Origin of the sequence: Erwinia oleae (genome assembly GCF_000770305.1) — a bacterium.
In the GTDB taxonomy this organism is placed as follows: Bacteria; Pseudomonadota; Gammaproteobacteria; order Enterobacterales; family Enterobacteriaceae; genus Erwinia; species Erwinia oleae.
In genome coordinates, this window is record NZ_JNVB01000047.1 from 23,370 (window position 1) to 33,524 (window position 10,155).

10 protein-coding genes are annotated in these 10,155 nt (G+C 56.4%); 1 reads left to right on the forward strand and 9 read right to left on the reverse strand.

Annotation, left to right across the window (positions count from 1 at the left end):
* Positions 1 to 42: 42 nt before the first annotated feature.
* From GS12_RS15175 to pilM, 8 genes are all read right to left on the reverse strand, one after another.
* The gene (locus GS12_RS15175) at positions 43 to 1,011 is read right to left on the reverse strand and encodes an SPOR domain-containing protein (protein WP_034917582.1); all 969 of its coding nucleotides are present in this window, start codon (positions 1,009 to 1,011) and stop codon (positions 43 to 45) included.
* Positions 1,012 to 1,102: 91 nt separating this feature from the next.
* Complete coding sequence (aroB, locus tag GS12_RS15180; protein WP_034948518.1) at positions 1,103 to 2,185, reverse strand: 3-dehydroquinate synthase; 1,083 nt, start codon at positions 2,183 to 2,185, stop codon at positions 1,103 to 1,105.
* 44 nt (positions 2,186 to 2,229) lie between these two features.
* Entirely contained in the window at positions 2,230 to 2,751 is a 522-nt protein-coding gene (aroK, locus tag GS12_RS15185) for a shikimate kinase AroK (protein WP_034917585.1), read from the reverse strand.
* Positions 2,752 to 3,136: 385 nt separating this feature from the next.
* Entirely contained in the window at positions 3,137 to 4,384 is a 1,248-nt protein-coding gene (gene hofQ, locus GS12_RS15190) for a DNA uptake porin HofQ (RefSeq protein WP_034948522.1), read from the reverse strand.
* Positions 4,323 to 4,709, reverse strand: a complete 387-nt coding sequence (locus GS12_RS15195) for a HofP DNA utilization family protein (protein ID WP_034948525.1) — start codon at positions 4,707 to 4,709, stop codon at positions 4,323 to 4,325. Before GS12_RS15195 ends, hofQ begins: the two co-directional genes overlap by 62 nt.
* Positions 4,699 to 5,202: a HofO family protein gene (locus GS12_RS23035; RefSeq protein WP_052118481.1), complete on the reverse strand. Its 504-nt coding sequence runs from the start codon at positions 5,200 to 5,202 to the stop codon at positions 4,699 to 4,701. Before GS12_RS23035 ends, GS12_RS15195 begins: the two co-directional genes overlap by 11 nt.
* Entirely contained in the window at positions 5,199 to 5,738 is a 540-nt protein-coding gene (locus tag GS12_RS15205) for a PilN domain-containing protein (RefSeq protein ID WP_034948528.1), read from the reverse strand. The genes GS12_RS23035 and GS12_RS15205 overlap by 4 nt, the downstream gene beginning before the upstream one ends.
* On the reverse strand, positions 5,738 to 6,556 hold the full coding sequence (gene pilM, locus GS12_RS15210) for a type IV pilus biogenesis protein PilM (protein ID WP_034948530.1): 819 nt from the start codon (positions 6,554 to 6,556) through the stop codon (positions 5,738 to 5,740). Before pilM ends, GS12_RS15205 begins: the two co-directional genes overlap by 1 nt.
* Positions 6,557 to 6,676: 120 nt before the next feature.
* Here pilM and mrcA point away from each other — a divergent pair, with 120 nt between their 5' ends.
* On the forward strand, positions 6,677 to 9,223 hold the full coding sequence (mrcA, locus tag GS12_RS15215) for a peptidoglycan glycosyltransferase/peptidoglycan DD-transpeptidase MrcA (protein WP_034917596.1): 2,547 nt from the start codon (positions 6,677 to 6,679) through the stop codon (positions 9,221 to 9,223).
* A 37-nt stretch (positions 9,224 to 9,260) separates the two neighbouring features.
* On the opposite strand, the gene nudE is transcribed toward mrcA, so the two are convergent.
* Positions 9,261 to 9,827, reverse strand: a complete 567-nt coding sequence (gene nudE, locus GS12_RS15220; RefSeq protein WP_034917598.1) for an ADP compounds hydrolase NudE — start codon at positions 9,825 to 9,827, stop codon at positions 9,261 to 9,263.
* Between the last annotated feature and the right edge of the window lie 328 nt (positions 9,828 to 10,155).

Here is a 10,155-nt window from a genome sequence, read left to right on the forward strand (position 1 = left end):
GAAAGAGCATATTCTGACTTTCAACCGGTTTTCCCGGCCTGATTAATTTGCCGCTTCTTTCCTGACCTGGCTTACCGGTTTCACCCACGGATTCTGCGCGCGAACTTCGGCGGGCAGCGAGGCGACGGCGCGTTTCGCATCAGCAGGCGTGGCGTAGGAACCGCTTACCAATACATACCACGGCTGACCGTTACGACTGGTCTTGTAGACGTGGAAGCTGCTCAGATTTTGCTTCTTCGCCCAGGCATTAAGGGTATCGGAGCGCGAGGCGCTGCTCAGCTGAAGCGTGTAGCTGCCACCGGGCGCAGCGGTGCTGGCTCCAGGTGCAGCCGCAGCGTGAGAAGCGGTACTGCGCGGTGCATGCTCTTTGGCGGCTGGCTTTGTTTCTGCGGGCTTATGCGCCGTTGCAGGTCTGTTCGCAGCGGCTGGCTGCTGCGGTTTGGTCGCCACCGGACGCGTGGCCTGTCCGCCAGGCGCAACCGTGGCGGGCGCGGTAGGCAGTCCGCCGTTTTGTCCGCCCTGCGCGGCGGCGTCCACCTGACCTTGCTGATTAGTCAGGGCGCTGTTCAAATCACCAGGCAGTTCCACGCGCTGCTGATTTTCCGGCGCAGGCACGGGCTGCGCTTCAGTCGGCGTGGAAGAAACCGGCGGGACGCTGATCGGCTGCGGGCTGTTGCCTGCTGGCGCCTGAGTGCTGGCAGCATCAGGCTTCGCCGCATCAGGCGCTGGCGTACTGTTCTGGCCGGTCATTGACGATGAGCCGGAGAGATCGATATTTTTTTCGCTGCCCGACGGCGGTTGCTGCGCCTGCTTTTCAGCTTTGTCGTCAGGGGAGTTCAGCGCTGAGCCGATGCCTATGACCAGCAAAAGCAATACCAGAATGCCGATCCCCATCATCATATGCTGGCGGGAAACCGGTATTTTTGGCGCCGAAGACGTTTTGCGAGACCGCTGCGGACGGCGATCGCTGGTATCAGGTTTTAACTCGTCTTCCGGTTTAAACTCGTCCATTCAACCTCCTCCAGTAAAGCAGCGACGCCGCTCAATACCCTGTAAACGGCGCTTACGTCATGGTCAGATCCGGAACAAGCCGGCGTTGTTATCAGGTGCAGTCGTTAATTGCCGCTAAAACCATATCATGCGGCACGCCGCTGCGCACTTCAGCATTACCCATTGCCCGCGGCAGGACGAGGCGAAGCTCGCCCGCCAGCACTTTTTTATCGCGCATCATATGCGGCAGGTAGGCTTCGGCAGCCATACTCTGCGGGCCGTTAACCGGCAGGCCAGCATGCGTTAATAGTGCAATAATTCTGTCGGTGTCTGCGGCGCTGAACTGACCAAGGCGCTCTGCCGTGCGCGCGGCCATGACCATTCCCGCCGCCACGGCTTCACCATGCAGCCAGTTGCCGTAACCCATATGCGCTTCAATCGCGTGGCCAAAAGTATGACCCAGGTTCAGCAGCGCTCGCTGGCCCATTTCACGTTCGTCAGCAGCCACAACCGCTGCTTTCAGCTCGCAGCAGCGGCGAATACAGTACGCCATGGCTTTGCCGTCCAGGGCCAGCAGCGCATCAATATTGGCTTCCAGCCAGTTGAAAAACTCGCCGTCGAGAATGATGCCGTACTTGATCACTTCAGCCAGGCCGGACGCAAGTTCGCGCGGCGGCAGGGTGGCGAGACAGTTGAGATCGATAACCACAGATGCAGGCTGATAGAACGCGCCGATCATGTTTTTACCGAGAGGATGATTTACCGCGGTTTTGCCGCCGACAGACGAGTCGACCTGAGCCAGCAGCGTGGTCGGTACCTGAATAAAACGGACGCCGCGTTGATAGCTCGCTGCCGCAAAACCGGTCAGATCGCCGATAACGCCGCCGCCAAGGGCGACCAGCGTGGTATCGCGACCGTGCGGTTTTTCCAGCAGGGCGGTAAAGACCTGCTCCATCACCGCCAGCGTTTTGTACTGTTCGCCGTCCGGCAGGATAACCTGATCGACCTTCACACCAGCGCCTTCAAGCAGTTGGCGCAGCGGAGCAAGATAGAGTGGCGCCAGCGTTTCGTTGGTGACCAACATCGCGCGGTCGCCCGATTGCAGCGGCCAAAAGGACGCCGGATCGTTAAACAATCCGGCGGCGATAGTAATGGGATAGCTTCGCTCTCCCAAAGTGACGGTAATCTTCTCCATGACGCGGTATCGCCCTTTTGCAATGGCCCGCAGGCCGCGCTGAATCAGCTTTTCTCCAGCATATTGATAATCTGGTTCGCGACCACTTTTGCGCTCTGATCATCGGTGCGGATGGTGACGTCAGCAATCTCTTCGTAGAGCGGATTGCGTTCGCCAGCCAGCGCTTCCAATACCTCACGCGGTGGAGAGTTCACCTGGAGCAGCGGCCGTTTTTTGTCGCGTTGCGTCCGCGCCAGCTGCTTTTCGATGGTTGTTTCCAGATACACCACGACGCCGCGAGCAGAAAGACGGTTACGCGTTTCACGTGACTTCACTGAACCGCCACCGGTAGCCAGCACAATGCCTTGCTTTTCAGTAAGTTCGTTGATGATTTTCTCTTCGCGATCGCGGAAGCCTTCTTCGCCTTCAACGTCGAACACCCAACCCACATCCGCTCCGGTACGTCGCTCAATTTCTTGATCGGAATCGAAAAATTCCATGTTGAGTTGCTGAGCTAACTGACGCCCAATAGTGCTTTTGCCGGCACCCATAGGCCCAACCAGAAAGATATTGCGTTTCTCTGCCATTTTTTCGGTATTACTAAGACTATTCGTTAATGATACCCCGTCCACTCGGACAGGACATGAACTGAAACCTCATGAGCGATAATGCGAGAGTCAGAAGAAAATTATCTCAACACTGAAGGTATTTTGGCAACCGATTAAATTGACCTTGCCCATTGCGCATACAAGCCGCGTTTCAGTCCGCTTCATTTATCAGCCCGATGTCACTGCATCGGCTACGCCGGTTGCGCACGATAAAAAACGGGTTAAATGCATTCTTTGCAGCAGGACCGAGGCCCATAAATCAAAATCGCTAAACCTTGTAAGCTAATTCGGCTCTTGCGTCAAACGCATATGTCGGTAACAAGGCAAAAAAAGTCCTCTTTTCGGTACTTTGTTACAAAAAGCGTCACTCATCCTCAATCAGCCGCGGCGTGATAAAAATCACCAGTTCGCGACGCTTTTGCTCATTAGCCTGATAGCGAAACAGCGATCCCAGCAGTGGTATGTCGCCCATCAGCGGCACTTTCTTTTGCGACTGCGAGGATTGCTGCTGAAAGATGCCGCCCAGCGCCAGCGTCTGCCCGTCTTTCAGCGTCACCTGCGTCTGGATCTCCTGCTTATCAATCGCCAGGTATTCCCCTTCTCCGCTACGCATTACTTTTCCGGGTACGTTCTGAGTGATGTGCAGTTTAAGCAGTATACGTCCGTTGGGCTGTACGACGGGCGTGACTTCCATCCCCAGCACCGCGTCTTTGAACTCCACGGTGGTGCTGCCGTTGGTACCGCTGGAGACCTCATAGGGTATTTCTGTTCCCTGCTTGATACTGGCTGGTTGCTGATGTGATGTAAACAGACGCGGACTGGCAATAATTTCTAACTTGTCCTCCTGCTCAAGCGCGCTCAGCTCAAGCTCCAGCAGCCGACCATTCAGGCGGGCAAAGGTAAAACCAGCGGATACAGCAGGACTGGCCACCGGCAGGTTGACGCTGAGCGGGCTGGCGCGCAACGCGCTGTCGATTCGCTCCGTACCGCTGACGCCCCAACGCACGCCAAGCTCCCGCAGGCTTTCCTGATTAATGGTGACGATATGCGCCGACAGCTCGATTTGCCGGACAGGAACATCTAGGGCGCTGACCCAGCGACGAATTTTTTCGATTGCAGCAAGATTATCGTGAAGCAGCAGGCTGTTTGTGCGCGTATCGACCGTGACGGTTCCTCGCGATGTCAGCAGCTTTTCGCGCCCGGCCTGTAGGCTGCCGTTCACCGCAGTGGCATCGGCATAGCGCAGCGCCAGCGTATGTGTCTCAAGCGGCAGCGCATTTATTGCTTCTTCGCGCTCCGCCGCCTGCTGCTGCTTTTTCTCCTGCTGCCAGCGTTGCGGGAAGACCAGTAAAACATCACCTTCTCTTTCAATGGTGAGGCGGGTCATTTTTGCCACCAGCGTCATGGCCTGCTGCCAGGGCACGTTTTGCAATCTTAACGACAGCTTTCCCTCTACCCCTGGCGCAACCATCAAATTGAGCTGCTGCCAGTCAGCCAGCGCCTGCATCACCTGCGCTACGGGCGCATCGTCAAAAACCAGCGAGAGGCGGTCAGTGCTGGCGCGCAGTGGGCTGAGGTACGCCAGCAACAGCAGAATTATCATCCTGATCATACAGTTTTCCTTTCAGGGTAAACGACATCGGCGGCTGGCATGCCTGCGCGCTGTCAACGGTAATGCTCAGCGCGTCGACGGCCGCAAGATGCCAGCGGTCGTCGAGCTGTTCGCCTGGTTTTTTCTGCACCCACTGATGAGGCGAGAAGACCAGCCATGCACGGTAGTCGCCCTTCTGGCCAACGATGCCGCGAAGCTGCCACAGCGGCCGTTCGGCCCGGCAGGAAAGCGTCTCTGCGGGCGTGAACGGATCGCGTGCCAGCGCCGAACCCGCCGATGCAGCAGCAGCCAGTAGCGCGAAGAGTAAACGGCGTTCAGGCTTCATGATTTAGTACCAGCCGTGTTTTGAATATCAGCCGCTCGCCTTCACGCGTCAGCGTGAAATGCGAAAGAGTCGCCGCTGCGGAGAGCGTACTGAAGTAGTCCAGCACCTTTTTGGTTTGCTGCCAGCTAAGCTTCAGCGTCAGGGTTCCACCCTCTTTTTCCGGATGCCAGGAGATAAGTTCGCCATCGGCACTATCGAGAAGCGCCAACAGTGAGAATGCGCGTCCGGTTTCTGCTGCCAGTGCTTCTTCAAGCTGGTCCATTGCCGCCTGTGTCGCGGCAGCGGAATTACCGTTGCGCAGGTTCTGTTTAATGGCCCGATAGCGTTTAAGCTCTGCGTCTTCACGCTTGCTCAGGGCAGCGGCCTGCTGATATATCGGTTGCGCCCAGAGCCACCCTGCTGCGGCTGAAAACAGCCCGCTCAGGCACAAGTAGAGCGTGAGACGACGCCACAGCGGCTGATAAAACCAGTGTAAAAACGCGGCGGCGTTCATGACGCGTTATCCTTTTGCAGCGCGATCGTCAGGCTGAATGCCAACTGTCCTTTGCCATCGCGGCTGATTTTTTGCGTGTCAACACGCTGAAAAAGATCCAGCCCGGCCAGACGCTGGCGAAAGCGATGCAGATCGCGAATGTCACGACAAAAGCCGGCCAGATACAGGCTCTCCGGGTTCTTACTCATTTCCGTTAACCAGAGCGCATCAGGCATATGCGTCGTCAGGCTTTGCGCAAAGTGGCTCCACTGCGCCGCCTGCTGCCGTTGCTGCTGCAATGCCATCAGCTGATCGCTCAGCGCCTGTTTTCGCTTAAGCAGGTTTTCTACACGCTGCTGCACGTCGGTGGCTTGCCTGACCGAACGACGGTGAATGTCGATGCTTTTGAGCCGCTGCGTATTCGCTCTCTGCTGCCAGTTGACAGGCAGCGCTGCCGCCAGCGAAAAAAGCATTATCAGCACCAGCAGGCCAACGTCGCGGCGGAGGCTTTTTCTGAACAGCGTCTGCCGCCAGGGAAGCAGGTTGACCCAAACCATCAGACATCCTCCGGACGTAGCGCCAGGCCTGCCGCCAGAGTAAATGCGCCAGCGTGAGCCGGTAATGGCGGCTGTTTCAACGTTGTTGCATCCAGAGGATTGAGCGGGGTGGTATTCTCAGGTGGCGCGCTGGCCCCGGCACTGCTGTAAAAAACAGAGGGTATCTCAGGCAGGTGAAGCGCTTTCAGCGTTTCGAAGTCTGGCGCCTGCGCCGATGAACACCAGCCCCAGCGCTGCCCCGCCAGCGCGGCGCTGTACCACAGCCAGTGATCGGACAGGCGGTGAACCAGCGCGGCGGCAGGATCAAGGGCTAACGTTTCCGCCAGCGCATACAAGGCGGCCGGCGTCAGCTCCAGTACCTGCGGCGTAAGATCCGCCTGCGCCAGGCACGCCAGCCAGCTTTGCATCGCTTCACGCTGCGTCGCGGTGACATACACCTGCTCTTTCTGCTGGCGATAGTCGATGGCTAATGCCTCCAGCTCAATTGGGAAAAATCGTCTCGCCGCTGCGGTGATATAACTGCTACGCTCTGGTTCGCGGAGTTCGGGATGCGGCAGGTTGATTTGCCGCTGGAGCACAAGCTGGGGGGGAAACCCCACTCGCAGAGAGATCTTATGGGGTAGTTGTTTTCGCCAGCGCTGCAAAAGCGCGACAAGCGGTTCAGGACGTTGCAGCCGCCCCTGGGTTAACGTATCTTGCGGCAGAGCATGTTGCCACCAGTGACGGAGCTGCCAGCCGTTGCGACGGCGCTGGATGCCGAGGGCGCAGATCTGTCCATTCTGAATATCCAGCCCCACCTGCCATGTCTGAAAAGCCATTTTGCGCGATCTCCTTATCATCAATTACGGAAAAGGACATATCCAAGCTCCTGGCTTGCCTTTATACTACCGCGCGATTGTTTATAAACTGCCCAATCCACACGAAATGGAAATTATCAGGTGAAGTTCGTAAAGTATTTTTTGATTCTTGCAGTGTGTTGCATCTTGCTGGGAGCTGGCTCGATTTATGGCCTCTACAAATATATCGAGCCGCAGCTTCCTGACGTCGCCACGCTGAAAGATGTGCGTCTTCAGACGCCGATGCAGATATACAGCGCCGATGGCGAGCTGATTGCTCAATATGGCGAAAAACGTCGCATCCCGCTGAAAATGGCGGCGATCCCGCCAGTGATGGTCAAAGCATTTATTGCCACTGAAGACAGCCGTTTCTACGAGCATCACGGCGTGGATCCCATCGGTATTTTTCGTGCGGCAAGCGTGGCGATGATTTCCGGCCATGCTTCTCAGGGTGCCAGTACCATTACCCAGCAGCTCGCGCGTAACTTTTTTCTCAGCCCGGAACGCACGCTGATCCGTAAAATTAAAGAAGCGTTTCTGGCTATCCGCATTGAGCAAATGATGAGCAAGGACGAGATCCTTGAGCTTTATCTCAATAAGATCTATCTGGGCTACCGCGCCTACGGCGTGGGCGCCGCCGCGCAGGTCTATTTTGGCAAAGATGTCGGGCAGCTTTCACTGAGTGAGATTGCGATGATTGCCGGACTGCCGAAAGCGCCGTCAACGTTCAACCCGCTCTACTCGCAGGAGCGGGCGACACAGCGCCGCAACGTCGTGCTGAGCCGCATGCTCGATCAGCGCTATATCACCCAAGCCGAGTATGACGAAGCGCGCAGTACGCCGCTGGTCGCCAACTATCACGTGCCGGTCATCGCTTTCTCTGCGCCCTATCTGACCGAAATGGTGCGTCAGGAGATGGTGAAGCGTTATGGCGATAATGCCTATAACGATGGATTTAAGGTCACGACGACCATTACCCGCAAGCTTCAGCTGGCGGCGCAGAAGTCGGTTCAGGACAACGTCATCAACTACGATATGCGCCACGGCTATCGCGGCCCGACCAGCACTTTATGGAAAGTTGGCCAGCAGGCACTGGCACAGAAGGACATTCTGAAAACGCTGAAATCGCTGCCGGTGTATGGCCCGCTTTATCCGGCCGTGGTGACCGAAGCCAATCGCAGCGAAGCAACGGCGTTAATGCGCGACGGCAGCAGCGTCACGCTCGGCCTGCCGGGCATGCGCTGGGCGCGTCCTTACAAATCCGATAAGCAGCAGGGCCGCTCACCGCAATCGGTCAGCGAAGTAGTGCAGGCCGGCCAGCAGATTTGGGTGCGTAAAGTGGAGAACGACTGGTGGCTGGCGCAGGTGCCTGACGTTAACTCGTCGCTGGTTTCACTCAATCCACGCGACGGCGCAGTTATGGCCGTTGTTGGCGGTTTCGACTTCAACCTGAGCAAGTTTAACCGTGCCACGCAGGCGCTACGCCAGGTGGGTTCTAATATTAAACCGTTCCTTTATACCGCTGCGATGGATCGCGGTATGACGCTGGCTTCCATTCTTAACGACGTGCCGATTTCGCGGTGGGATGCCGGGGCAGGTTCAGACTGGCGACCTAAAAACTCGCCGCCGACCTACGACGGCCCGATCCGCATGCGTCAGGGGCTTGGCCAGTCTAAGAACGTAGTCATGGTGCGCGCCATGCGTGCGATGGGCGTTGATTACGCCGCCGAATATCTTCAGCGCTTCGGCTTCCCGGCGCAGAATATCGTGCACACCGAGTCACTGGCGCTTGGTTCTGCCTCATTTACGCCGATGCAGTTGGTCAGGGGCTATGCGGTGATGGTTAACGGCGGTTTCTTAATCGATCCTTACTTTATCAAAAAGATTCAGGACGAAAACGGCAACACCTTGTTTGAAGTACAGCCGAAAGTAGCCTGTCCGGAATGTAATCTGCCGGTCATTTACGGTGAAACGAAAAAAGCCGTGGCGTTGGGCGAGGAGAGCGTGGAGAACCCGGCGATATCGCAGGAAGGCAGAAACGTTGCCGTGCCACAGCCGCAGCTTGAGCAGGTGCACGCCGGGCAGGCTGGCGAACCGCAGTATGCGCCTCATGTGATCAATACCTCGCTCTCATTCCTGATCAAGAGCGCGCTGAATTCAAACATCTTTGGCGAACCGGGCTGGATGGGCACCGGCTGGCGCGCGGGCAGAGATCTGAAACGTAACGATATCGGCGGCAAAACCGGGACGACCAACAATTCAAAAGACGCCTGGTTCTCCGGCTTTGGCCCTGGCGTGGTGACTTCAGTGTGGATTGGGTTTGACGATCATCGTCGCGATCTGGGGCGTTCAACGGCTTCCGGCGTCATTAAAGACCAGATCTCAGGCTATGAAGGCGGCGCGAAGAGCGCGCAGCCCGCCTGGGACGACTACATGAAGATCGTGCTGGACGGCGTACCGGTTGAGCCGCTTACACCGCCGGAAGGCGTGGTGACGGTAACTATCGATCGCAGCACCGGTAAATTATCGAATGGCGGCGGTAACACGCGTCAGGAGTACTTTATTGACGGCACGCAGCCGACCGAGTATTACGTTCCTGATACCGGCACCACGCTGATGGACAACGGCGAAAGCCACGAACTGTTCTGATACGTACACTGCAACGGGCGAGAAATCGCCCGTTTTTTTAATACGTTAATCTTCCCTGCTTCACCAGCCACTCTCTGACCAGAAACAGCGCGCTCACGTTACGGGCTTCGCGAAAATCCGGCTCCTGCAACAGCCCAAGCATGTTTTCCAGCGGCCAGCGCACCTGCGGCAGCGGTTCCGGCTCATCACCTTCCAGCTTTTCTTCATAGAGCTGTTCGGCAATCAGGATATTCATTTTGCTGGAGAAGTAGGAGGGCGCCATGGTGAGTTTACCCAGCATCTCCAGCTTTTTCGCGCCGAAACCGACCTCTTCTTTCAGCTCGCGGTTTGCGGCCTCAAGCGGCGTTTCACCCGGATCGATAAGCCCTTTAGGGAAACCCAGCTCATAGCTTTCAAGGCCGACGGCATACTCCTGAATAAGGATAAGATGATTATCAACCAGGGGAACAATCATCACCGCCTCACGATCGGAAGGCCGCATGCGCTCATAAACGCGCCTGGCGCCGTTGCTGAAAAGCAGATCGACGCCCTCAACGGTAAACAGACGCGAACGGGCCACCGTTTCAACGTTCAGGATTTCAGGTTTTTGTAATTTTCTGGTCATCGCGACCTCTGGAAAAGCCAACATGGGGCGCTGAGGCCCGTAAGTAACGGTGTGAAAACCGCTGCATAGCCTATTGTGCGGCAGCCACAGCGGGATGCCAATCATTGCAGAAATTATTTTATGTCGTTAGAACGAATTCAGCGTGCAAAGACGGAAAAGTTTTAAAAATGTCAATTATCCCTTTAAAAATAGGAATATGCCGATACTGGCTGATCTTATTCATTGTTAAGATTTTAATAGGGATCATTGTACCAATATTCTAATTTTATGATTTTGCATGCTATTTATATAGACACAGCGGATTGCCAGCGCCGTTTAAACCCGCCAC